Annotated in this window: 21 protein-coding genes and 2 pseudogenes; 4 read left to right on the top strand and 19 right to left on the bottom strand. The window is 63.9% G+C overall.

The features are described 5' to 3' along the window. Nucleotides 1-97 precede the first annotated feature (97 nt). The 17 genes and pseudogenes from NW75_RS23315 to NW75_RS00370 form a co-directional block, all read right to left on the bottom strand. Nucleotides 98-318: pseudogene (locus NW75_RS23315) on the bottom strand (IS1380 family transposase); the annotation flags it as partial. A 28-nt stretch (nucleotides 319-346) separates the two neighbouring features. After that, nucleotides 347-1,783 carry an efflux transporter outer membrane subunit gene (locus NW75_RS00435; RefSeq protein ID WP_197057673.1) on the bottom strand — a complete coding sequence of 479 codons (1,437 nt, stop codon included), beginning with the start codon at nucleotides 1,781-1,783 and terminating at the stop codon, nucleotides 347-349. Nucleotides 1,784-1,785: 2 nt separating this feature from the next. Next, nucleotides 1,786-2,142 (bottom strand): hypothetical protein, encoded by a 357-nt coding sequence (locus NW75_RS25565; protein ID WP_231564860.1) that lies wholly within the window; start codon nucleotides 2,140-2,142, stop codon nucleotides 1,786-1,788. Next, the gene (locus NW75_RS25560; protein ID WP_231564828.1) at nucleotides 2,142-2,693 is read right to left on the bottom strand and encodes an HlyD family secretion protein; all 552 of its coding nucleotides are present in this window, start codon (nucleotides 2,691-2,693) and stop codon (nucleotides 2,142-2,144) included. The genes NW75_RS25565 and NW75_RS25560 overlap by 1 nt, the downstream gene beginning before the upstream one ends. 10 nt (nucleotides 2,694-2,703) lie before the next feature. Continuing rightward, on the bottom strand, nucleotides 2,704-2,916 hold the full coding sequence (locus NW75_RS00425) for a DUF1656 domain-containing protein (protein ID WP_024018728.1): 213 nt from the start codon (nucleotides 2,914-2,916) through the stop codon (nucleotides 2,704-2,706). Further along, nucleotides 2,913-4,895, bottom strand: a complete 1,983-nt coding sequence (locus NW75_RS00420; RefSeq protein WP_025549996.1) for an FUSC family protein — start codon at nucleotides 4,893-4,895, stop codon at nucleotides 2,913-2,915. Before NW75_RS00420 ends, NW75_RS00425 begins: the two co-directional genes overlap by 4 nt. Next, nucleotides 4,892-5,317, bottom strand: a complete 426-nt coding sequence (locus NW75_RS00415) for a MarR family winged helix-turn-helix transcriptional regulator (RefSeq protein WP_197057672.1) — start codon at nucleotides 5,315-5,317, stop codon at nucleotides 4,892-4,894. The genes NW75_RS00420 and NW75_RS00415 overlap by 4 nt, the downstream gene beginning before the upstream one ends. Nucleotides 5,318-6,003: 686 nt before the next feature. Then, nucleotides 6,004-6,927, bottom strand: a complete 924-nt coding sequence (locus NW75_RS00410) for an SDR family NAD(P)-dependent oxidoreductase (RefSeq protein ID WP_025549993.1) — start codon at nucleotides 6,925-6,927, stop codon at nucleotides 6,004-6,006. 28 nt (nucleotides 6,928-6,955) lie between these two features. Then, nucleotides 6,956-7,876: an acyl-CoA dehydrogenase family protein gene (locus NW75_RS27145; protein WP_269430239.1), complete on the bottom strand. Its 921-nt coding sequence runs from the start codon at nucleotides 7,874-7,876 to the stop codon at nucleotides 6,956-6,958. Beyond that, nucleotides 7,833-8,213: an acyl-CoA dehydrogenase family protein gene (locus NW75_RS27140; protein WP_197057670.1), complete on the bottom strand. Its 381-nt coding sequence runs from the start codon at nucleotides 8,211-8,213 to the stop codon at nucleotides 7,833-7,835. Before NW75_RS27140 ends, NW75_RS27145 begins: the two co-directional genes overlap by 44 nt. 13 nt (nucleotides 8,214-8,226) lie before the next feature. After that, nucleotides 8,227-9,135 (bottom strand): acyl-CoA dehydrogenase family protein, encoded by a 909-nt coding sequence (locus tag NW75_RS00400; protein ID WP_269430244.1) that lies wholly within the window; start codon nucleotides 9,133-9,135, stop codon nucleotides 8,227-8,229. A gap of 145 nt (nucleotides 9,136-9,280) precedes the next feature. Next, a complete protein-coding gene (locus tag NW75_RS00395; protein ID WP_231564824.1) occupies nucleotides 9,281-10,126 on the bottom strand; it encodes a MaoC/PaaZ C-terminal domain-containing protein in 846 nt (281 codons plus the stop codon). After that, entirely contained in the window at nucleotides 10,123-12,240 is a 2,118-nt protein-coding gene (locus NW75_RS00390) for an acetate--CoA ligase family protein (RefSeq protein WP_033963026.1), read from the bottom strand. Before NW75_RS00390 ends, NW75_RS00395 begins: the two co-directional genes overlap by 4 nt. Nucleotides 12,241-12,242: 2 nt before the next feature. After that, complete coding sequence (locus NW75_RS00385) at nucleotides 12,243-13,394, bottom strand: thiolase (protein ID WP_033963023.1); 1,152 nt, start codon at nucleotides 13,392-13,394, stop codon at nucleotides 12,243-12,245. A 1-nt stretch (nucleotide 13,395) separates the two neighbouring features. Then, the gene (locus tag NW75_RS00380; RefSeq protein WP_025549987.1) at nucleotides 13,396-13,770 is read right to left on the bottom strand and encodes a Zn-ribbon domain-containing OB-fold protein; all 375 of its coding nucleotides are present in this window, start codon (nucleotides 13,768-13,770) and stop codon (nucleotides 13,396-13,398) included. A 345-nt stretch (nucleotides 13,771-14,115) separates the two neighbouring features. After that, nucleotides 14,116-14,740: pseudogene (gene istA / locus NW75_RS00375) on the bottom strand (IS21 family transposase); the annotation flags it as partial. Nucleotides 14,741-14,746: 6 nt separating this feature from the next. Next, a complete protein-coding gene (locus NW75_RS00370) occupies nucleotides 14,747-15,685 on the bottom strand; it encodes a LysR family transcriptional regulator (RefSeq protein ID WP_052191955.1) in 939 nt (312 codons plus the stop codon). Between the two features lie 121 nt (nucleotides 15,686-15,806). On the opposite strand from NW75_RS00370, the gene NW75_RS00365 reads away from it, so the two are divergent. The 4 genes from NW75_RS00365 to NW75_RS00350 are packed head-to-tail and all read left to right on the top strand — an operon-like array spanning nucleotide 15,807 to nucleotide 20,071. Further along, a complete protein-coding gene (locus tag NW75_RS00365) occupies nucleotides 15,807-16,970 on the top strand; it encodes an acyl-CoA dehydrogenase family protein (RefSeq protein WP_231564823.1) in 1,164 nt (387 codons plus the stop codon). Beyond that, the gene (locus tag NW75_RS00360; RefSeq protein WP_025549983.1) at nucleotides 16,970-18,070 is read left to right on the top strand and encodes a CaiB/BaiF CoA transferase family protein; all 1,101 of its coding nucleotides are present in this window, start codon (nucleotides 16,970-16,972) and stop codon (nucleotides 18,068-18,070) included. Before NW75_RS00365 ends, NW75_RS00360 begins: the two co-directional genes overlap by 1 nt. A 4-nt stretch (nucleotides 18,071-18,074) precedes the next feature. Beyond that, nucleotides 18,075-18,929 carry an FAS1-like dehydratase domain-containing protein gene (locus tag NW75_RS00355; protein WP_197057668.1) on the top strand — a complete coding sequence of 285 codons (855 nt, stop codon included), beginning with the start codon at nucleotides 18,075-18,077 and terminating at the stop codon, nucleotides 18,927-18,929. Continuing rightward, nucleotides 18,923-20,071 carry an HpcH/HpaI aldolase/citrate lyase family protein gene (locus NW75_RS00350; RefSeq protein WP_197057667.1) on the top strand — a complete coding sequence of 383 codons (1,149 nt, stop codon included), beginning with the start codon at nucleotides 18,923-18,925 and terminating at the stop codon, nucleotides 20,069-20,071. The genes NW75_RS00355 and NW75_RS00350 overlap by 7 nt, the downstream gene beginning before the upstream one ends. A 419-nt stretch (nucleotides 20,072-20,490) precedes the next feature. Here the strand turns inward: NW75_RS00350 and NW75_RS00345 are convergent, their stop codons facing one another. Both NW75_RS00345 and NW75_RS00340 read right to left on the bottom strand, forming a co-directional pair. After that, complete coding sequence (locus NW75_RS00345) at nucleotides 20,491-21,312, bottom strand: IclR family transcriptional regulator (protein ID WP_156142942.1); 822 nt, start codon at nucleotides 21,310-21,312, stop codon at nucleotides 20,491-20,493. Nucleotides 21,313-21,439: 127 nt separating this feature from the next. Continuing rightward, nucleotides 21,440-22,321, bottom strand: a complete 882-nt coding sequence (locus NW75_RS00340; protein ID WP_033963020.1) for a helix-turn-helix domain-containing protein — start codon at nucleotides 22,319-22,321, stop codon at nucleotides 21,440-21,442. Nucleotides 22,322-22,411: the final 90 nt, after the last annotated feature.

Below are 22,411 nucleotides of genomic sequence, written 5' to 3'. Positions count from 1 at the left end.
GGGCGAAATGCCCCCTGCCCCCCCAGACCGTCGTGCCGACAGCACGGTGCCGGCTTTGGGTGGGGTCAAGGTTGGCAGCAAGTTCGGCCTGCCGCACTGTACCAAGCCGCTGCGCCATCGCGAGGGTGTCCATGCCCATCGTGCTGGCCTCGATGCGGGCGAGGACGCGGCGCTGGCATGCCCATTTTTTGGCGCCGTAGTGGTCTCGGCATAATTGCGCAGGACCGGATGCTGCGCCTTCGCCCGCCTGACCGCACAGGCATCGGCAACCGTGACGATTTCAAGATCGGCGCGCAGCACGGCGTTGGTGGGCAGGCCGAGCGTACGCTTCGCGAAGGCTCGGCCATCACGGCCCCGCCATCCCTCCTTCCCAGCCGCCGCCGAGCGCAAGGAACAGCCGAACGCGATCCGAGGCGATGGACGCATCCGAGGCCGCCAGCGCCGCTTCGGTTGTGGCAAGGCTTCGCTGCGTGTCGAGCAGTTCAAGACCCGTTCCAAGACCGCCCCGAGTCATCCGGGCCTGGAGCCCGAAAGCCCTCCCGCTCTCATCACGCGCGACCCTGAGCTTGGCATTCTGGTCCAGATCGCGGGCATAGGTGCTGAGGACCGTCTCGGTTTCGCGGAGAGCTGCGAGGACGCTGCCGTCAAATGCCGCCAGCGTCGCGCGCGCCGCTGCATCGCTTTCCGCGATCCGCGCCCTGGCGACGCGTCGGTTCGGGAAGGACCACGAGATGAGCGGGCCGAAGCTGAACCGCAACGCCGAATCGTCGACCAGCCCACCCACGCTCCGCGAGGTCGTGCCGAGCGATGCGCCGAGGCTGACGCTCGGATAGAGGTCCGCCGTCGCCACTCCGATGCGCGCCGTCGCAGCCGCGAGCCGGCGTTCAGCTTCGCGGATGTCGGGCCGGCGCCGGATCAGCGCCATACCGTCGCCAATCGGCAGGGGGCGGTCGACGGAAGGGATGATCCGGCAGGTCGCGAGATTGGGCGGATAATCTTCGGGCGTCCGGCCGAGCAGCACGGCAAGACTGAATAGTGCAGCTTTGCGGCCTGCCTCGATCGGCGGCAGCGCTGCCTCGAGCTGAGCCAGAAGCGCGCGCGAGCGGGTAGCGTCGAGCGACGTGTAGAGGCCGGCGCGCACGCCTCTTTCGGTGAGGGCGAGGCTTTGCCGCTGCAGTTCGACCGAATGGCGGGCAACGGTCATCCGCGCGCCGGCCGCGCAGGCATCTCCATAGGCGCCGACCACTCCGGCCACGACCGTCGTGCGCGCAAGGTCATAGGCGGCGGCCTGCGCTTCCGCATCGGCCTGCGCGGCCTCGATCGTGCGCCGAATCCGGCCCACGACGTCGAGTTCATAGGATATGCCGACGCCGGCGTCGAATGTCGCATGGGTCCCGTTGGGCGAGCCGAGACCGAGATTGGACGGCTCGCCCACCGATACGCCGCCCGCCGTGGAAGTCTGGACGCCCGCGCCGGCCTCGACCTCCTGGACAATCGCGCGCGCGCGTTCGAGATTGGCCGCCGCGACCCTGAGGTCGGTGTTGGCCTCGATCGCTTCCTGGACGAGCGCATCGAGCTGGGGAATAGCGTAGAGGCGCCACCAGCGCTGGGGCAAGGGTTCAGCCGAATAGGCCGGCGATTTTCCTTCGGCAAAGCTCGCGGGCCGATCCGAGATGCCTGCGGGCAAGGGCGGCGCCCGATAGCTGGGGCCGACCGTGGCACAGCCAGCGAGCATCAGCGCGCCCATCAGTCCGAGCGGCCTTTTCGTTCCGACGCGCCCCATCGTCATTCGCTCCGGCCGGGGCCGAGCGCATTTTCCGCGCCATTGAGCGTCACGGTGACCGTCCGGCCCGCGATCAGATCGATGCCGGGCGGCACCTTGTCGATGGCGATCCGCACGGGGATGCGCTGGGCAAGACGGACCCAGCTGAAGGTGGGATTGACATTCGCGAGTAGCGTTCCGGACGCGGTCGTCCGTTCGCGATCGTCAATGCCCGCCGATCGGCCTTCAACATGGCCAGAAAGCGGCCTATCCTCGCCCATTACCCGGATCGTGACGCGGACGCCGGGGCGGATGTGCGAAAGCTTCGTCTCCTCGAAATAGCCGGCAACGTAGTAGCTGTCGGAATCGACCAGCGTCATCACGGGCTGCCCGGCGGCGGCATAGCGCCGGGGCGGAGCGAGAAATTGGTGACGATGCCGTTGACCGGCGCACGCACCTCGGCGCGCGCCAGATTGATGCGGGCGAGATCGCGATCAGCGATCGCCTGGGCATAGCGTGCGCGGGCCTCCTCGGCGGTGGAGCGGCGGTCGTCACGTTGCTGCCCCGAGACGATATCAGAGAGGGCCTGATAGCGGCGGTTCTCCCGTTCGGCGGCGTTCAACGTTGCCCGTGCCGTGGCGACAGCGGCCTCGGCCTGCTCAACGGCATTGCGCAGCCGAACATGGTCGATGGTAAACAGGATGTCGCCGCGCCTGACCACCTGGTTGTCGCGAACGTGGACCTGCTCGACCCGGCCCGACACGTCTGCCGCGAGAGGGACCACATCCGCCCTGATCTTCCCGTCGCGCGTCTGTGGCGCGTAGGTGTAGTAATTATAGAGGTGCCAGAAGACGAACACGCCCGCACCCACCACCAGCAGGGTGAGCAAGGGCTTGAGCAGGCGGAGGAGGGTATCGCGATCTAGGGTCATGGCGGGCACTTCAGGATGCGGTGACAAGGCGTAGAGCCAGAAAGGCGGTGCCGGTCAGGATGAGGAACAGGGCGGTGTCGAACAGCGGGCGCTGCCAGACGAGGCGGTAGAAGCTGATGGACTCGAGCACCCGCGACAGCAGCAGGCGCATCGCGAAGCCGAGGATCGCGCAGAGGAGCAGCGGCGAAACGAACACGCCCGCGATGTCGATTTCGCCGATCATGTCGCCGGTACCCAGGCCGGCGCGCGCTCGAACAGGGCGATGCGCAGACCCGCTAAGGCATGAATGGCGCGGTCGGGGCGAGCGCCGGGCGAACCATCTCCCGGCCAGAGCGCATCAAGTGCTTCGTCGATGAGCGCGAGCAGACGGGACGACGGCTGCGGCTTGTCGAACTCGCTGCGGAGTTGATCGAGAACCCGATCCGTCGCCTGCCGCCCATCGGCGGGAAGCGCGTTGCCCATCGAGCGCAGGTCGGCGACGTTCGCGCCGACCCGCAGCCGGATGAGCAGGCCGGCGCTCCGCTCGACCTGCCCGGCTGCGGCAAGGCGCGCCGTCACCACCGAAATGCGGTCGAGCGCCCGCTGGACATAGCTGTCCCGCAACCGTCGGCTGGGCGACCGGCTCAGCCGCGCGATCTCGCGCGCTTCGATGCGGAGGACGCGCTGAAGCTGATGCTGCACGCCCCAGGTACGGAACAGGCCGGCGCCGAGAATGGCGGTGAATATGCCCAGCATGCTGGCGACGCTCGCCTCGACGAAGGTTCCGAAATCGGGCGGCGAATAATGGCCCTGTAGATTGATGTTGCTGAGCCCGAAGGCGAGGATCAGCGTCGCCATCGGACTGACGGCCGCCCAGACGCCCAGCGGCAGCATGAACAGGCCCATCATCATCGCAAAGGTCGCGAAATCGGCAGCGAGCGGGAGCAGGCCGTAGCACAGGATCCCCGCCAGCAGGGTCGCGAGCAGGGCGAAACGCGCGAACATTCCGATCGCTCTGCCAGGCTCGTCGCCGCCGCCGAAGAAGGCCAGCGCTATCGTGCTGAACAGGACGGCGTTCGCGCCCTGATGCCAGCCCGTCGCATACCAGAGCCCGCAGAGGAGGGCGTAGGTTACGAGGATTCCCGCCGCGATCCGGGCAGCGTGATCAATGTCGGGGTTGAGCGGAAACGCCTGCGTCTCGCTGACTGTTCGCGCGAGCGCGGGCGCAAGCTTCGCCTTTCCGCTCAACGCCGCCTCGATCCGCGAAACCTCGCTCCAGAGCGTCAGCATTTCCGTCAGCATGTCGGCCAGCGCATCATGAACGAGTTGCTGCCACGCGCGCGCGCGACTGGCATCGAGCGGAAGCGAGCGCACGGCATCGGCCAGATCGGGTGGCGGTTCCGTACCGGCATCGAGATGGGCCCTGGCCGTGGCGAGAGAGGGTCGGAGGGCCAAGCGCTCCGCTTCGCCAAGGCCCGCGATGCGGCTGCCGATCGCGGAAAGGAGCGGGACTATGCGCAGCAGGCGTTGCTGGATCGCGAGCGCGTGCCGCAGGTCATCGCGATGGATCGTCGGATCGTAGCGCAGCGCACCGGTCAGCTGTGACAGGGATGTGATGTCGGCCAGCGTCTTTAGCCGGTCATGCTCTCCTTGGGCGTCCGCCTCATGGCCATCAAGGACATCCTTCGCCCAGGTCTCGATGCTGGGCAGCCAGCGATGCAGGCGCGCGCGTAGCGCACCTTCAAGAGAACGCGGAGCGATCACGCCGTCAACGAGGGTCGTCGCGAGGATGCCGAGGGTGATTTCGCTGACCCGCGCCACAACGGTATCGAACATGATCTCCGGATGATCCACGCCGGCGACCGCCACCAGCATGAGCGTGATCGCGAAAAGCTGGAAGCCGTAGCTGCGCGGCGTGCGGTCGAGGAAAGAAATACCGAACGCCAGGGTTGCCACGATTCCCGACGCCGCGATCAGCAGCAGCGGCGCGCTCGCAAATAGCGCGACCATGGCAAGCGTGACGAAGCCGGCGCAGGAAGTTCCGGTGAACCGATAGACGGCCTTCGACCGGATCGCCCCGCTCATGGGGTTCATGCAGACGCAGCAGGTGACAAGTGCCCAGTAAGGATTGGGCAGGCCGATCCGCACCGCTATCGCGAATGCGATCATGCCCGCGACGAACAGCTTAACAGAGAAGATCAGCTGATCGGCGCTGACCTTCATCGGCCCGTCCGCGTCTGCTGCAGGAACTGACCGATCCGTTCCTCGAACAAACGCAGCGTGCGCGTCGTCGTTTCGATGTCCTGCGAAGGAAGATCACCAAGGAGATCGTCGCGGAGCCGCATGACCGCCTTTTCCATCTTCCTTGCAAGGTCACGACCTTTCGGCATGACATGGATCGTCTTGATGCGCCGGTCGTCGGGAGAATCGCGCCGCTCGAGCAGGTTGGCGGCTTCGGCCTGGTCGAGAATGCGCACCATGCCGCCCGGATTGACCCCGACTTCCTCGGCCAGCGCGTTCTGCCTGACACCCTTGTCTCCATGACGGGACGCCAGAATGAGCGCCGAAATGAGCGATGCGGGAAGTCCGAAGTCGGCGAGTGCGAGACTGACTGCCTGAACCCAGACACGCCGGATCGGCTGCAAAGCGTTCGTGAGTTCAAAAAGCGCGACGGGGCTGGTTCTGGATCGGTCGCAGGGCATGCGCGGCTACCTAGTCCATCATCCGATTACGTTCAATATACAATCATTGCCTTAACAATTAAATTGGGCAGGCTGAACACGCCAATGAGCCATGCGGTGCGCAAGATCAGGGGTTACCGGTCTTCTGACAAGAACGGCGAATGGCTCACGATGTGGGACGCGGCCGCCAAACTCGGAGTCCCGCACGTCAAGATCCAACGCTTCATCAGGAATGGCATATCGCCGCCGAGTAGGTCATGCGCTACGCGCCTATCAAATCCGCTCCAGCGACCTCGAAGACGAGTGGATCAAGGCCAAACTGGCGCGCCCAATCCCGTGTCGCGCCCAAGACGACAACCAGGAATCGCTATTTTCCGACATTTGAAAAGGGGGTGCACAACGAATCAGCCTTTGCCCTGCGCTGAAAATCCTGGCTCTTCACCGGTTCAGACCGCGGCGGTCAGCGCACCGCCGTCATGATGAGCCTCATTGCCACGGCAAAGCTCAACGACATCGATCCGCAAGCCTGACCGATTTTGCCGGCGACGATGACGATGTTCTGCTTGATAAGCTCCAGTGTTTCCTGCCGTCGGGACCGTCCCTTCGACAAGCCCGGGGAAGCCCCGTCGGTTGTCTTCTGCCCCGGTGCCTCAGATCGGATCCCAAGAGAAGACGTCACCCGAACGCTCCGGCGGGGTGAAAGCCGCGCGGAAGGCAGGCAGGGCGCGTTCTGCAATCAGGGCCGGCGTCCAGCCACCTCCCGATTGGACGCTGCGGATCGGTCGCATGGCGTTGAACAGGAACAGCTCGTTGAGACGCGCTGCGAAGACCTGCCCGGTAACACCCTCTGCCGCCGCCGAGGCCAGGAAGACGACGAGCGGCGCGTTGGTTTCCGGTGTCATGCGCTTCATGCGTTCGACACGCGCCTGTTCCTCCGGTGTCGTTGCAGGAATGGAACTTGTCATCCGGCTCCAGGCGAAGGGCGCGACGCAGTTCGAGCGCACGCCGAACCGGCTCATGTCCAGAGCGATTGATTTCGAAAGGCCGACGATACCGAGCTTGGCCGCGGAATAATTCGCCTGACCGAAATTTCCGATCAGCCCCGAGGTGCTGGTCATATGCACGAAAGCGCCGCTGCCCTGGGCCCGAAACGGCTCGGCCGCCGCACGGCTCATGTAGAAGCTGCCGTTCAGGTGGACGTTGATCACCGCTTCCCAATCGGACGGATCCATCTTGTGGAAGATGACATCCCGAAGTATCCCGGCATTGTTGACCACCACATCGACCTGGCCAAAGCTGTCCATCGCCATCTCGATGGTGCGGCGCGCGGCATTCCATTCGGACACGCTTTCGCCCGAGATGATCGCCTGCCCGCCGATCTCTTCGATCATCGCCCGGGTTTCCTCCGCGGGTGCGCTGGAGCGCTCGCCGCTTCCTCCCAGTGATACGCCGATATCGTTGATCACCACGCGAGTGCCCGCCTTGGCGAATTCCAGCGCGATGCCGCGACCGATCCCGCCGCCCGCTCCCGTGATGACCGCAACCTTGCCCTCAAGTCCCAAACCCACTGTCATTTCGTACTTCCTCCTTGAACAGGCTGCCTTATCGGCCGAGACCGAGCACTTGCTTGGCAACAATGTTGCGCTGAATTTCGGATGACCCGCCATAAATCGACGTCGGGCGTGCCTGAAGGAAGACGCTGCCAGGATAGAGCGTCGGCGTGTCCGGCAACTGTCCGGCAAGTGTTCCCAGTTCCCCGGCAACGTCCATGATGCGGTCTGTGATCTTCTGGTAGAGCGCGGATTGGTTGATCTTGAGCATGGAAACGTCGGGACCGAGCCTTTCGCCGCGTCGCACCTTGTCTGCGAAGCTCGTGTAGAAGGACTTGTGGTCCTCGAGTTCCATGCGCAATCCGTTGAGGAGCGATGCATGGTCGCCGCTCTTCCCCAGATGGTCGCAAAGCCGCTCGAGATGGCCGAGCGCGCCTTCTGATTGCTTTGGCGAGCCCAGGAACAGGCGTTCGAAGCCAAGGAGGTTCTTGGCGATGGTCCAACCCTCGTTCACCTCGCCGACAATCGCGTCAGCGGGAATGCGGACATCGTCGAAGAAGACCTCTGCAAATTCGGCGTGCAGGTCGATGTTGACGATCGAACGCACCTTTACGCCGGGCATATCCATCGGCATAAGAAAGAAGCTTATGCCCTTTTGCTTGGCGGCCTGAGGATCCGTGCGGGCAAGCACGAAAATCCATTGCGCGTCCATGCCCAGCGTCGTCCAGACCTTCTGGCCGTTGATTACCCACTGATCGGCTTCGCGCACAGCGGAGGTACGGAGCGCCGCCAGGTCGGAGCCGGCATCGGGTTCGCTATAGCCTTGACACCAGATGATTTCGCCCGAGAGGATCTTCGGCAGATGGTAGGCGCGTTGAGCATCGGTTCCATGGGCGATCAGGAGAGGACCTACCATGGTCAGTCCGGTATCAGGCAGTCGGGCGCAACCATAGCGTTCCATTTCCTCGATCATGATCAGCAGCTTCGAGGGCGACAGTCCCATCCCCCCCATATTCGCGCGGCCAGCCAGGCGCCAGCCAGCCCTGCTGCGACAGGATTCTGTACCAGGGCATGGCTTCTGCAGCGTGCAACCGTTTGGGGGGACTACGCAGGTTCTGCGGATAGCTGGCGGCGATCCAGTTCCGGACCGCCGCGCGGAAGTCGGCGTCTGTGAGCGGGTCCAGGTCCGCATGCGGCTGTGGCGCGGTCGGGCTAGTGATGGCTGTCATGTCGCTCTCCCCGGATATGGGTGCGGGTTTCCCGAAAAAGGCTGCGCGCCCTTCCTCAACAGTCGCCATGATCCCGCTCATGGCCGTCCCTCCCTCAGGCCGCCGTAACGTTGGCGATGAAAGCCGGCACTGCCGTAGCGCGGCGCCAGCACCATGCGCGGCGCAGGAACAAGCCGATATCGGCCTCGTCGGTGTAACCGATGGCACCGTGAAACTGCACCGCCTGTCGCGTGACCAGCATGGCGGCATCGGCCGCCCGCGCCTTCGCCCTGGAGGTGATACGACGGCAGTCGTCGCCCGTATCGAAGGTTTCGACGGCATCGCGCAGCACCGCCCGCGTCAAGCCAATCTCGATTTCCATATCCACAGCCTTGTGCTGCAACGCCTGGAAGTAGCCGATTGGTTGGCCGAACTGGACGCGAGTCTTGAGGTAGTCAAGCGTGATGGCAAAGGCGCGCTCCATGAGTCCGAGCAATGCCGACGCCGTGGCCAGGGCCGCGGCTTCGAGCGCCTTCGCATCGGGCGCCGATAACCGTTTCGCCTCGACCCCATCGAGGATCAAGGTCGCCGTGTGACCGCCGTCGAGGGTGCTTTCGATTTCAAGCGACACGCCCGCGGCTTTCGCGTCGATCAACCAGCAGGCTTCCGTTGAAACGACCAGAAATACATCGGCGGCGGCGGCCATTGGCACGAAACGCCGTCTTCCCGATATCCGCCCCTCGGCCTCGGTGATGCCTCCGGCGAGCGTGAGGCCATCGGGGGTATCGAGCCAGGCCGGCAAGACAAGCTTGTCACCGCTCAACGCTTCGGCGGGTGCGTCCTTGCCCATGAGATCGAGAGCAAGCTGGGCCTCGATGAACGGCTCGGGCAGCAACGCCGCTCCGACTTCACCGGCGAGTGCCGCATATTCCGCCATGCCGAGACCTGCCCCGCCTGCCGTTTCTGGCAGCCGAATTCCAAGCCACCCCATGGCGGAAATCTCGCTCCAGCGTCCTCGATCCATTCCCGGCCTGCCAAAGCGCAGATGTCGAACCGCCTTGAGATCGCCATCGCGCGGGGCAATGCCTGCGGCGCTTTCGACCAGCAGGCGCACCCCCTCAAGCCTGTCCTCGCCCGTTGCGAGCGCTGCAGCCATCGCCGTTTCCTCCTTATTCGAATTGGGCGAGACCGTTTGCGAGCACCACCACGTCGCGCTCCGTCACGCGAATGCGGAACGAGCCGTCCGGCCAGATTTCCGTAAGCAGGGTCTCCCCCGGCAGGACCGTCGCACTGAAACGAACATCAAGCCCCTTCAGTCGCGTCGGATCGCCTGCGCAAAGCGTCTTCATCAGAGCATGCGCTACGATGCCCAGGCTGCACAATCCGTGCAGGATGGGTCGCTCGAATCCGGCCTTGGCGGCAACATCAGGATCAATGTGCAAGGGATTCCCGTCGCCATTCCAACGGTACCAGAGCGCCTGCTCGGGCCGCGTTTGCGTCTTGCGCACAAACGCAGGATCCGTTTCAGGCAGCGCATGGGTCTGCTTCACCGGACCGGCCGGCCCCCCGAAACCTCCGTCCCCGCGCAGGAAGGTGGTGGCACGGGTCGTCGCGTAGAGCCTGCCATCCTCCGCGTCGCGCAGTTCCTTTTCGCTATAAAGCAGCGCGCCGCGCCCGGCGCCCTTGTCGATGATTCCCGTCACGCGGGTCTTGCCGATCACCACGCCTTCCGGCGGCAACGGGCCATACAGCGTAATGCCCTGCTCACCATGGACGAGGCGCAGCGCATCGACCCCGGTATCGGGGTTGGCAAGCCAGAACCCCGGATGCCCGAGCACCAGGGGCATGGTCGGAAAGGGGGTCAGCGGACCTGCGCCGACGAACCGCAGATCACCCCTGTCCATCGGATCCTGTCCGACGCCGATGGACAGGGCGTAGAAGGCACACTCGCGCGGACCATAGCTCTGACGGACCTCGGGAATGTCGTAGGCCATCAGCTTTTCGTAGTCGATCACGGCAAAACCTCATCATCGCACTCGATCACTGCGTCGAGCGCGAAGGCCCCGTCGGGCAGCGCGAGCACCGGATTGAGATCGATCGCGCGCAGGCGCGGGCCCGCAGCGGCGGCAAAGGCGGAAAGCCGTGACAACATGGAAGCAAGCGCATCAAGATCGGCGGGCGCGCGGCCGCGTGCCCCGGTCAGGATTGCCGCAGCCTTGATCGACAGGATCATCTCCCGCGCCGTCGCCTCGTCGAAGGGGCAGGGACGGATCGCCACGTCTTTGAGAATCTCGACAAAGATCCCGCCAAGACCGAAGACGGCGACGGGGCCAAAGACAGGGTCGCGGCTGATACCTATCAGGCATTCGACGCCCCCCGAAAGCTGTCGGGCAACCAGGATACCGGCAATGCGCGCTGCGGGCGCCGTCCTGCCGACCGTGTCGAGAATTTCTTGATAGGCCGCACGGACGCAATCGGTATCGACCAGGTTCAGCCTGACACCGCCGATATCGGACTTGTGAACGATGTCGGGCGAAACGATCTTCATCACGACAGGGAATCCGAGTTCGGCAGCGGCGGCTACCGCCTCCTCCGCCGAGTGCACGATCCGCTCGGCCGCAGCCGCTATGCCGGCTTTCGCAAGAAGCGCCTTTGCCGCGAATTCGTCGGGGCTGACGGCCGGGAGGTGGACATTCGGCAGATCCGGCAGAACCTTCGGCTTTCGCGCCATCATTTCGCCGACCCGTCCCATCGCCGCCATGGCCCGCACGGCCCGGCTTGGATCGGAAAATACGAGGAAACCGGCCTCTTCGTAGGCGCGGGTGACGGTGTCATCCGCGATGATGCAAAGCGCCAGCAGCCGGTCGGGAAACTCGGTGCGGATCTTGTGCAAGGTTTCGCGCAGTTTCGGCGCAAGCGTCGCGCTTCCGGCCACATAGGTCATGAAACACAGGATCGACCGGTATCCGCCATCTCTGAGCGCCGCGCGGGTGAACTCCTCGAACAATGACATGTCGTTCAGCGCCTGGGCCGTGCAGTCGAGCGGATTGGCCGGAGCGCCATAGGGCAGAAGCTGTTTCAACCGGGCCTGCGCCTCGGCCGGCATGGCCGGCATCGGCAAGCCTGCCAGTTCCGCCTCATCGCTGGCGACTATACCCGCGCCGCCGCTGATGGTGATCACGCCAAGACTATTCTGGGCAGGATAGATCCGCTGCCGCGCCGCGTAGGCGAAATCAAGCATCTGCTCAGTATCACGCACCCGGATGACGCCATGCTCGGCGAGAACCGCCTCGGCCACGGCATCGTCCCCGGCTAGCGAGGCTGTATGCGAGGCGGCCGCCGAAGCGCCGAGAGGGCTGCGTCCGGATTTCAGCATAAAGACCGGTTTGCCGGCCGCTCGCGCCGTATCGAGGGCGGCGATCATGCGGTCCGCGTCGCGAAAACCTTCTTGATAGGCGCAGATCACGTCCACCGTGTCACTGCCGGCCATCCAGCCGATTGCGTCAGCGACCGTCACGTCCGCTTCATTGCCGGTGGTGACCAGAACGGACGCACCAAGCCCGCGCACGCGCGCCACTGCCGAAAGATGAGCCCCGTAAGCGCCTGACTGGCTAGCGATGCCGACATTGCCCGGCAAGGGGAAAGCCATTTCCAACGATGAGGAAAAGGTGCCGTAATACCCCACGGCAACATTGTAGACCCCCAACGTGTTGGGACCGAGCACGCGCATGCCGTAACCATGTGCAATGGCCAGCACTTCGGCCTGGATTTTCTCTCCGGCCGCACCCGTTTCGGCAAATCCTGCGGAAAACAGCGTGACCGAGCGGCATCCCTTTTCGCCAAGAGCCCTTACGATCTCCGGCGTCTGCTTCGCCGCGACAGCGATGATGCCGGCCTCCGGCGTCTCGGGCAGATCGGCGACCGAAGCATAGCAGGCAAGCCCCTGCACCTCGTCACGGCCGGGATTTACCGGCAGGATTCGACCCTTGTAACCGCCGCTCAGCATGGCGGCTATCGGGCGTCCGCCGATACGCGCAGGATCCGCGGATGCGCCGATGATCGCAACGGAACGCGGCGCCAGAAGCGCACCAAGGGATGCGAAATCATAGGTCCGAGGCTTCGCGTTCATGTTCACAGCACAACCTCCGAACCGAGAAACGCCGTAACCTGGCTCGACAGCGTTCCGCCGTTGCCATGCAGAAGCGCCACCTCCGCTGCCTTCAACTGGCGCTCGCCGCCTTCCCCCCGAATTTGGGCCACGCCTTCGGCAATCAGAAACATGCCGTACATTCCCGGATGAACACAGGACAGGCCGCCACCGTTGGTATTGACCGCCAGTTCGCCCCCCGGTGCGATGCGTCCGTCCTGAACGAAGTGGCCGCCTTCGCCCTTCGGGCAAAAGCCGAGATCCTCCAGGAAGAGGATGGTATTGATCGTGAAGGCGTCATAGAGCATGACCAGATCGACCTCACTGCGGGCCAGACCCGCCATTTCGAAGGCGCGCGGCCCGCTTTCACTGGCTGCGGTCACGGTAAGGTCGGGCATGGCCTGAATCGATCTATGCCAATTCGCGCCGGCCGCGCCGAGGAAATAGACGGGCTTTTTAGGGAAGTCTCTGGCCCTCTCGGAACGGACGAGAATGCAGGCCGCGGCGCCATCGGTCACCAGACAGCAGTCGCCGGCAGTCAAGGGATCGCTGACCATGCGCATCGACAATACGTCGTCGCGGGTCAATGGACCACGCGCAAAGGCATCGGGGTTGAGGTTCGCCCAATGGCGCGCGGAAACCGCGACATCGGCCAGCATTTCCCGAGTGGTTCCGTACTGGTGCATATGCCGACTGGTGGCAAGCGCATAGGCCGTGATCGGATGGCGTGGCGCGTAGGGCGTCTCGTGCCATTGCGGCTCCGACATGGAGACGAGGCGACCGCCTGCCGTGCGCTGATTGGAACCGTAGCAGATCAGCGCCACGTCGCAAAGCCCTGCGTCCAGCGCGAGAGATGCCTGCAAGAGATGCATCTCGAAGCTGGAGCCGCCGACATTCGTGCTGTCGAAGTATTTCGGCTTCAGGCCAAGATATTCGGTCACGCTCATCGAGGCGAATGCGTGGCTGCTGGTCGCCGCGAAAACCGCGTCGATATCGCCGAGCCTAAGGCCGGCATCCGCCAGGGCCGCATGGACGGAAAGCCCCAGAAGTTCAATGGCCGAGTAGCCGGGCGCCTCACCCACACCCGCCACACCCATGCCGACGATCGCTGTTTTCCCGCGAATGGAATGGCTCATGTCACTTCTCCTCCGGCTCGAAGACGACGCGGGGATTTTCTCCCGCCTCGATCCGCGCCCTGACGCGGGCCCCGATGGGCAGCGTCTCGACACCGACAACCGTGGCCATCATCCGCGGCCCCTCATCAAGGTTGATGAGCGCCACGTTGTAGGAACCTTCGCGCTTGCGATTGACCGTGATGGCATAGACCGTGCCACCGCCCGAGGCTTCGACCCAGTCGAGATCGACCGCGCCGGAAGGCGCCATCACCTTCGGATAAAAGACGTACTCGCCCGTCTCGCGACTGCGCTGGATCATGAAACGTCCCTCGGCCAGGAACGCCTCGTAGATCGCCTGCGGCCCGGCGGTTGCTTTTGCGGCGGCTGTATCGCCCATCATTCCCCTCCTCGGACGAGGCTGCTGGCGCGGCAGAACCGGATCTGCCCGCGCGCACGCCCCATTTGCCAATCATGCCGACCAGCAGCCTGATATGCCTTCACATCCAGTTCCATCGCTTCGGGAAGGGTTGGCGCGGGCGTGCCAGGCAACCTGCCCGGTTCCAGGATCGGTGGCCCACAGCATCGCAACCTCCCATTGCAACGCAGAATCAATCATCGAGCCATTTTTTCGCATAAAGAACCCATTTCGTCTATGAGAAAATATCGTGTCCCACCGCGTTCTCTAATCGCCATCGTCAACAGCTGATCTTTAGCGTTTCACCACGCGCACCGGAGTCCAGGGTTCGCCGCAGATCCTGGCAACCGCGACCTTCGTGTTATCGTAAAGGATCGACAGCGGCACACCGCCGAAGAAGGCGAACGCCGATACATGCCCGTCCAGAAAGGCCTCGGTCATCTCGGCTGGATAGGCCTTCACGAAGCAGGCATCCGATTGCAGGAGGTCCATGCAGAAGAAATGCATCTTCCGGCGGACACCATCGATCACGCCCACCGCTTCGCCAAAATCCACTTGCGCATGTCCTGGCGGGTGCGCCAGCGGCACGAACGTCTAGCGCCCGCGCACACGGCACAGCCGGACATAATCCTTTACGACAGTCCTTTACGACAGTGTAGCCCCCACCAAAGCCATGCTCGTCGCGCAGACGTTCAAATATCCGTTTGGCGCTATGCCGTTGCTTCACAGGCGCGATGCGATCCGCTGCCAGGATCGCGTCGATCACTGGCAGCAGTGGCCCCAACTTCGGCTTCGCCACAGGCTTGGTCGGCGTGTAGCCCGGCGGCAGCGAGAACCGGCACATCTTCGATATCGTCTCGCCGCTCAGTCCAAAGACCTTCGCAGCTTCCCGCTGGCTTCCCCCATACGTCAAACGTCCATAGTCGCCCCGGCATAGCCGGGGGATTTCCACAGTGGATTAAAGGGCCGATCCACAGCCAAGCCAGCGCGTGCCGGTCAAGCGCTCGACGTCAACCTGTTTGCGCATCAACTCGCGCAGTAGCGACATCACCGCCGCGCAAGCATGGCTTGAGGCTTCGGCCAGCGGCCCCACCAGATATACCTCGCGCAGGCAATCCGCAGCGCGCCAGCGGGCGACCCTTAATGTGCCGGCAGCTGCTTCGCGCGCGATAGCATGCAAGGGAAGGATTGAGGCGCCTTTCCCGCGTTCGACCAACTCCTTGATGTTCTGATAGGAGTCCAGCTCGATATCCACTGACAGCCTGATCCCTTTGGCGCTGGCCCAGCCTTCCAGAAGCTGCCGCAGCCCATGCGCCGGGCCGGGCAGGATCAGCGGCAAGCCCAAAAGCGCCGAGGCCCCGATCTTGGCCGGGAGGTCGTGACCGGGCGGGACCAGCAGCACCAACTCTTCGTGCAGAAGCAGCTCTGATCGGAAACGGGCATCGGTGGCTGGCAGATACAGCACGGCCAAGTCAACGCGGCCCTCGCGCAACCAATCCAGCACGAAGCCGCTCATCGCCTCGGAGATCGTCAGCCGTACGCCGGGAAGCTGCGCCTTGGCCGCAAGCACCAGATCCGGCGACAGCATTCCGCCGATCGTGCCGGGCAAGCCGAGCCGCACCTCGCCTTGCGGCTCGCGTCCGAGGTTGCGGATGTCGTCCTCCATCCGCGACATGTCGATCAAGAGCCGCCTTGCCCGCGCCAGCAGCATCTCGCCGGCCTCGGTCAGCTGCACCCCGCGCGCACCGCGCAAAAGAAGCTTGGTACCCAGATGCTCTTCCATGTTGCGCAGATGCAGCGATAGCGAGGGCTGGGCGACGTTCAGCCGATGCGACGCTGCCGAGATCGACCCCGTCTCGGCAATCGCCTGAAAATAGCGCAGCTGTCGCAGGTCCACCGACAGTCCTTCCTCTCGCTCTAACAATCATATTTTAGCATGGCTGCCGTCGCGATTATATATTTGTGCGATGTGGCGCCCATCCACTAACTGCATGGCATCGAAAAAGAGGAGCAGACAGGTGATCGAGACCGGAAAAGGGGCATTCCAGGACATCCGCGATGCGGTGCGGGCGCTCTGCGCGCAGTTTCCCGATGCGTATCACCGCCGAGTCGACGAGGCCCGCGGCTACCCCGAAGAGTTTGTGGAGGCGCTGACCCGGGCGGGGTGGATGGCGGCGCTGATCCCCGAAGCCTACGGCGGCTCGGGGCTGGGCCTTACGGAAGCCTCAGTAATCATGGAGGAAATCAACCGCTCGGGGGGCAATTCCGGCGCCTGCCACGGCCAGATGTACAATATGAACACTCTGATCCGGCACGGTTCCGAGGAACAGCGCCGCCGCTATCTGCCGAAGATCGCCGCAGGCGAACTGCGGCTGCAGTCGATGGGTGTGACCGAGCCGACAACGGGCACCGATACCACGAAGATCAAGACTACCGCGGTCCGCAGGGGCGACCGCTATGTGATCAACGGCCAGAAGGTCTGGATCAGCCGAGTGCAGCATTCGGATCTGATGATCCTGCTGGCCCGCACCACGCCGCTGGCCGAGGTGGCGAAGAAATCCGAGGGCCTTTCGATCTTCCTTGTCGACATCAAGGCGGCGATGGGCGCGGGCATGGCTGTGCGCCCGATCCCGAACATGGTCAACCACGAGACCAACGAATTGTTCTTCGACAATCTGGAGATCCCGGTCGAGAACCTGATCGGCGAAGAGGGCAAGGGGTTCAAGTACATCCTGACCGGGCTGAACGCCGAGCGGACGCTGATCGCGGCCGAATGTATCGGCGACGGTTACTGGTTCACCGAACGGGTCGCGAAATATGTCTCGGAACGCGAGGTCTTCGGTCGGCCGATCGGCAAGAACCAAGGCGTGCAATTCCCGATCGCCGAGGCCTTCATCGATGTCGAGGCCGCGAATCTGATGCGGTGGGAGGCCTGTCGGCGCTATGACGCGGGGCTTGATTGCGGGGCCCAGGCGAACATGGCCAAGTACCTGGCTGCCAAGGCCAGCTGGGGGGCCGCCAATGCCTGCATCCAGTTCCACGGCGGCTTCGGCTTTGCCTGCGAATATGATGTCGAGCGCAAGTTCCGCGAGACCCGGCTCTATCAGGTTGCCCCGATCTCGACCAACCTGATCCTCAGCTATGTCGCCGAACATATCCTCGGCATGCCGAGGTCGTTCTGATGGGCTTGCCGCTAAAGGGAGTGAAGGTCGTCGCCATCGAACAGGCCGTGGCCGCGCCCTTTGCTACCGCCCGTCTGGCCGATGCCGGGGCAGAGGTGATCAAAATCGAACGGCCCGAGGGCGATCTCGCCCGCGGCTATGACGATGCGGCCAGGGGCCAGTCGAGCTATTTCGTCTGGCTGAACCGCGGCAAGACATCGGTGACACTGGACCTCGGCTCAGCCTGGGGCAGGGCCGAACTGGCGCGGCTGATCGGCGACGCCGATGTGCTGGTCCAGAATCTGAGGCGCGGCGCGCTGGCGCGTCTAGGCTTTCCGGTCGAGCGGCTGGCGCGGGACTTTCCCCAGCTCATCACCTGCTCGATTTCCGGTTATGGCAATGACGGGCCGATGGCCGACCGCAAGGCCTATGACCTGTTGATCCAGGCCGAGGCGGGGCTCTGCTCCATCACCGGCGGGCCTTCGGAACCGGCGCGGGTGGGCATATCGCTGGTCGATATCGCGACAGGCGCAACCGCCTATTCGGCCATTCTTGAAGCGCTGATCGGCCGAGGCATCACCGGGAAAGGGGCTGCGATCTCGGTCTCGATGTTCGATGTCATGGCCGACTGGCTGACCGTGCCGCTCCTGAATCACGAAGGCGGAAAGAGCCCCAAGCGCATCGGCATGGCGCATCCCTCGATCGCCCCCTATGGCGTCTTCACCGCCCGCGACGGTGCGCCGATCCTGATCGCGGTGCAGAGCGACCGCGAATGGCGAGCCCTCGCCCAGGACTTTCTGGGGGATCCGGCGCTGGGCATCGATCCGCGCTTTGCCACCAATGTCGCCCGCGTTGCCAACCGGGCGGAAACCGATGCCGCGGTCGCTAGAGCTTTTGCCAACCACGATGCGGCCGGCGCGATCGAGGTTCTTCTGGCCGCCGATATCGCTCTGGCCTCGGTCAATGACATGGAAAAGCTGTCGCACCACCCGCATCTGCGCCGGGTGACCGTCGCCACGCCGAACGGCCCGGTGCAGATTCCCGCGCCCGCACCGATCTTTTCGGGCGAGGACCGCAGCTATGGCCCCGTCCCGCCGCTTCAACCCCTTGCCGAGGCATGATGACATGATCCCGCTCGACCTTGACCATCTGCGCCAATGGATTGGCCGCGAGGAGACACGGGCCGAGCGGCTGACCGCCGCAATCGCCGCGCGGTTCAATGCCACCTTCGACCGCCCCGAAGCCCCATCGGAAGGCGAACCGGCCCCGAGCCTGATCCACCTCTGCCTCGCCCCCGATACTGCGCCGACCTCGACGCTTGGCCCCGATGGCCACCCGGCCCGGGGCGGTTTCCTGCCGCCCGTGCCCCTGCCCCGCCGCATGTGGGCGGGCGGACATTTCCGCTTTCACGAAAATATCCGGATCGGCGACACGGTCACCCGCCACTCGGTGGTCCGCGATGTGACCGTCAAGCAAGGCCGCAGCGGCCCGCTGTGCCTCGTCACGGTCGAGCATCGCATCGATAGCGGCGGCGCGCTTGCCATCACCGAACGCCAGGACATCATCTATCGCGGAGCCGGTCCCGCCGCCCCCCCGTCTGGCGCTCCCTCGTCTGCCACTGCCGAGGCCGCGCCGCAGGGCCGGTATCGCCAAGCGGTCGACGCAGGCCCGGCGCTCCTGTTCCGCTACTCGGCGCTGACCTTCAATGGCCACCGGATCCATTACGACGCGCCCTATGCCCGGGCGGAGGAGGGCTATCCGGGGCTCGTCGTGCACGGGCCGCTGCAGGCCACGCTTCTGCTGCAGTTCGCCGAAGCCCTGCGCGGAAAGCGCCCCGCGCAGATCGGCTTTCGCGGCCTTTCCCCCCTCTTCGACACCGCCGGCTTCACCCTGCATGCGCAGGACGAGGCGAACACATTGCGGCTCTGGACCGCGGCCGAGGGCGGGCCGGTGGCGATGGAAGCGCGGGCGGAATGGTGACCCTTGTTCGCGCACCCCTGTTTGTGCCCGCCGACCGGCCCGAACGCTTCGGGAAAGCGGCGGCCTCGGGGGCTGATGCGGTGATCCTCGATCTGGAGGACGCCGTGGCCCCCGCGGCCAAGGCCGCCGCCCGCGCTGCGCTGCGCTGCGATTTCACCACCCTGCCGGTGATCCTGCGCATCAATGCTGCCGGGACAGCCTGGCATGCAGACGACCTTGCGGCGGCAACGTCGCTTCACCCCTCCGCCGTCATGGTTCCCAAGGCCGAGGCCCCCGACGATCTCAAACTCATCTCTGCCGCGTTGGGCGACATACCCTTGGTCGCCCTTGTCGAAACCGCCCGCGGTCTTGCGCAAGGCCGGGCGATTGCCGTTGTGCCAGGCGTGATCCGCCTTGCCTTCGGTTCGGTCGACTTCTGCGCCGATCTTCGGTGCGCGCATACCTCCGAGGTGCTGCTGCCTGCACGCTCCGAACTGGTGCTCGCATCACGTCTTGCTGATCTGCCCGGGCCGCTCGACGGGGTGACCACCTCGCTGGATGACCCGGACGAAACGGCGCGCGACGCAGGACGAGCGCGCGATCAGGGGATGGGCGGCAAGCTGTGCATCCATCCCTGCCAGATCGAACCCGTGCTGGCCGTCTTCGCCCCCACGACCGAACAGATTGACTGGGCCAGACGCGTCCTGGCCAGCGGCGATGGCGCGGTCCGGATCGACGGTGCCATGGTAGACAAACCCCTCCGCCAGCGGGCACACGCCATCCTTGCCGAAGCCGCACACAGCGCGCGCGGCCGGTGTGACATTGAACCGGAGAAGACCGTATGGTCGGTGAAGGTGACCCGCCCCCGTAGTAAGCAGGAAACGGGGGTTGCGCCGGATGGGCCGGAGCCGAGCACCATGTTTAAGCGAGGCCGAACCATGGATGAGCATAGCGAACGTTTTATCGGACTCGATACGTCGAAATTGAAGATCTCGGTTGCGGTCGCGGAAGGTGAGCGGAACGGTGAAGTTCGATTTTTCGAAGATATTTCAGCCGAGCTGACGTCGGTGGCATCGATGGTGGCCATTGCCCGCGCCGAGGTGAAGATCGGCAAGGTCAACCTCGCCTACAACTTCAACCGACTTGCCTGGCTCGACGCCTGAGTTGCGCCTGCCTGACCGGAATGACGCCCGATCCGGCAGCCTGAGCCACGCCAAACCGGTCAATACGCCCCTGATGATACCGCCGGGCGCCCGATCCGTACCACCGCGCCGCCGTAATCGCCATTCAACTGCGTTCTTCGATGTGTCCTGTCGCTTTCCTGCTCGCGTAAACCCCGCCATCCAAACGCGCCTGGAAAGCCTCCCAAGATCGATCCGCGAGATCGCGTGGAAGGCGATGAGACTGACCACCTGATCGGGCGGTGTGCAGTTCCGGGTCGGCGTCTACCAGTCTCCGGCCAAGGCGGCGTAAGTCCGATCGCTGGCCGAGAAGACGTCGGAGCGAAGGAGGGCAAGGAGCCGGTCAGCCAACCAATTGGCTACGAATGAAAGGCCGACCCATCGCGCCATCTAGGCGGCCGTCATGCATGAGTAATGTGGGTTCCGTAAAGATTAGCGGAAATGCGGTTCGTCGTATCGCGCAGTTCGCGGGCCAATGCGTCGAGTTCCTTCTTCGTCATCTGGCCCATGATGGCAATGCCGCTGATACCGAAGCGCACCCGGCCCTCGTGATCAACGATAACGGCGGCCGCAATGTCGAGACCTTGGAAGAGGTTCCCGTGGTCGAAGGCGAAACCGGTCAGCTGGGCTCGCTCCACGTCTGCCGCATACTCCTCGAAAGTCGGTGCGTTCTGCCAGCGTAGCGACCTGAACCGGCGCCGCAGTTCCGAATTCGGCAGCCGGCGGGTCGCCGCGACGCAGCGGCCCACCGCGCCGGCAAGAGCCGGAAGTCGCGACCCGAGCGCCATGTCGACACGGACCGTCTTGCCTTCCACCACGCGATCCACAAGCACGATGCGGTCATGGGGCGTGACTTTCCACAGGCCGATCAACGCCCGCCGCTCGACCGAAAGTTGCTCCAAGACAGGGTGCAACAGATCGATCTGGTTGGTGCCCAACAGGGGAACAGAGAACTCGAGAAGTCCAAGTCCTGGACTATATTCCTTGGTCGATGGATTCATCGAAATCAGACCCTCATTCGCCAGGGTACGCAGGATGTTGAACGTGGTCGAAACGTTGATCCCGGTTTCACGAGCAATGCGGGCGACACCCGACGCTGCATAGTCATGGGTCAGGAAACGCAGGATGGAAATGGCATTCTCAACTGCGCCGACAAACTTCTGAGTGCCGCGCGTCGTTACGTTTGCCATTTTCTCGCCAGCGACCCCTTGCACCTCTTTCATGCCTCACTCCGTTCGACTTTTAAGCCGATTATACAATTTCTAGGGCGAATTCGGAAGTACGTTGTTCGCCTTGAACAATTCCCGTATCTTCGGTTTTCCGCAGAAACGTTACAGTTTTGTTCGCGATTCACACCGAGGACCGCCGATATTCTGCGGGCGTGACGCCAACCATCCTGCGGAAGGTCCGGCAGAAATGACTCTGGTCTGAAAACCCGCAGTCGAGAGCCACGGCCGTCATGGAGATATTTCCCTTTTGCAACATCGTCTTTGCTCGTTCGATCCTCTTGCGAATTATGAAAGAGTGCGGCGTCTGACCAAACTCGGCCTTGAACTTCCTGGAAAAGTGGAAAGGGCTCAGCCCGACCGTGCTTGCCAGGCTTTCGAGACCGAAGTTCTCACCCAGATATTCTTCGATAAATTCGAGGATCCTGTGGCTCTGCAGTGTGCTGAAGACAGTGGGATTCAGGTTCGGCAGATCGACCTTCGCGAACCGGCGCAATAGATGAACGGCGATCTGGGTTCGGACGGCGTCGACCAGAAGATTCTGACCGGGACCCCCATGCGCCATCTCATCCTCGAGAACCTGAAGGCACTGCGGAATGACCGTATCGACGCGGCGGAGGTGATCGTCGATCTCGATCGATGCCGGCTCGCGCCCGAAAACCTGTTCCGCGGTCTCGGCGAGGGTGTCATGGCTGAGATAGATATGCCTCACGTTGATCGGCTTGTCCCAATGCCAGATCGACTGCTCAGCCCGCGTCAGCAGGGACACGACGCCGCGCTCCACGGTCGCCGTTTGCCAAGGGCCGCCGCTGCGTCGCCGCATGGTCGATTTCCCGCCCTGGTAGACGACGATCATGTAGTCCCGCATCTCGGGGATGTCGACTTCCTGCTCATCGTATTGGTAGCCCATGACCGTGATGCCTCTCCAGCCGAGGCGTGAACTGTCGAGCGTTCTGTTTCCGGGTATCCACCGCGGGATCAGATCAGGTGGAATTAGATTGCTCATGTTTTCCTCCTCCTAGGACGAGGTACCTTCCCCGGCACCCCCTTGTTCGCTCAGTTGGACGCCGCCAAGTTGAAGTTCACCGCAAGGCTT

Origin of the sequence: Sphingomonas sp. Ant H11 (assembly GCF_000797515.1) — a bacterium.
Lineage (GTDB): Bacteria > Pseudomonadota > Alphaproteobacteria > Sphingomonadales > Sphingomonadaceae > Sphingomonas.
Note: the sequence above shows the minus strand (reverse complement) of the source record. Positions and strands in the feature narration are given on the sequence as shown.

Coding starts and splice junctions, on each gene's coding strand:
- NW75_RS00435 (WP_197057673.1), bottom strand. CDS start 1,783: ATGGGGCGCGTCGGAACGAAAAGGCCGCTCGGACTGATGGGCGCGCTG.
- NW75_RS25565 (WP_231564860.1), bottom strand. CDS start 2,142: ATGACGCTGGTCGATTCCGACAGCTACTACGTTGCCGGCTATTTCGAG.
- NW75_RS25560 (WP_231564828.1), bottom strand. CDS start 2,693: ATGACCCTAGATCGCGATACCCTCCTCCGCCTGCTCAAGCCCTTGCTC.
- NW75_RS00425 (WP_024018728.1), bottom strand. CDS start 2,916: ATGATCGGCGAAATCGACATCGCGGGCGTGTTCGTTTCGCCGCTGCTC.
- NW75_RS00420 (WP_025549996.1), bottom strand. CDS start 4,895: ATGAAGGTCAGCGCCGATCAGCTGATCTTCTCTGTTAAGCTGTTCGTC.
- NW75_RS00410 (WP_025549993.1), bottom strand. CDS start 6,927: ATGACAGTGGGTTTGGGACTTGAGGGCAAGGTTGCGGTCATCACGGGA.
- NW75_RS27145 (WP_269430239.1), bottom strand. CDS start 7,876: ATGATCGAGGAAATGGAACGCTATGGTTGCGCCCGACTGCCTGATACC.
- NW75_RS27140 (WP_197057670.1), bottom strand. CDS start 8,213: ATGAGCGGGATCATGGCGACTGTTGAGGAAGGGCGCGCAGCCTTTTTC.
- NW75_RS00400 (WP_269430244.1), bottom strand. CDS start 9,135: ATGGATCGAGGACGCTGGAGCGAGATTTCCGCCATGGGGTGGCTTGGA.
- NW75_RS00390 (WP_033963026.1), bottom strand. CDS start 12,240: ATGAACGCGAAGCCTCGGACCTATGATTTCGCATCCCTTGGTGCGCTT.
- NW75_RS00385 (WP_033963023.1), bottom strand. CDS start 13,394: ATGAGCCATTCCATTCGCGGGAAAACAGCGATCGTCGGCATGGGTGTG.
- NW75_RS00380 (WP_025549987.1), bottom strand. CDS start 13,770: ATGGGCGATACAGCCGCCGCAAAAGCAACCGCCGGGCCGCAGGCGATC.
- NW75_RS00360 (WP_025549983.1), top strand. CDS start 16,970: ATGGGCTTGCCGCTAAAGGGAGTGAAGGTCGTCGCCATCGAACAGGCC.
- NW75_RS00355 (WP_197057668.1), top strand. CDS start 18,075: ATGATCCCGCTCGACCTTGACCATCTGCGCCAATGGATTGGCCGCGAG.
- NW75_RS00350 (WP_197057667.1), top strand. CDS start 18,923: ATGGTGACCCTTGTTCGCGCACCCCTGTTTGTGCCCGCCGACCGGCCC.
- NW75_RS00345 (WP_156142942.1), bottom strand. CDS start 21,312: ATGAAAGAGGTGCAAGGGGTCGCTGGCGAGAAAATGGCAAACGTAACG.
- NW75_RS00340 (WP_033963020.1), bottom strand. CDS start 22,321: ATGAGCAATCTAATTCCACCTGATCTGATCCCGCGGTGGATACCCGGA.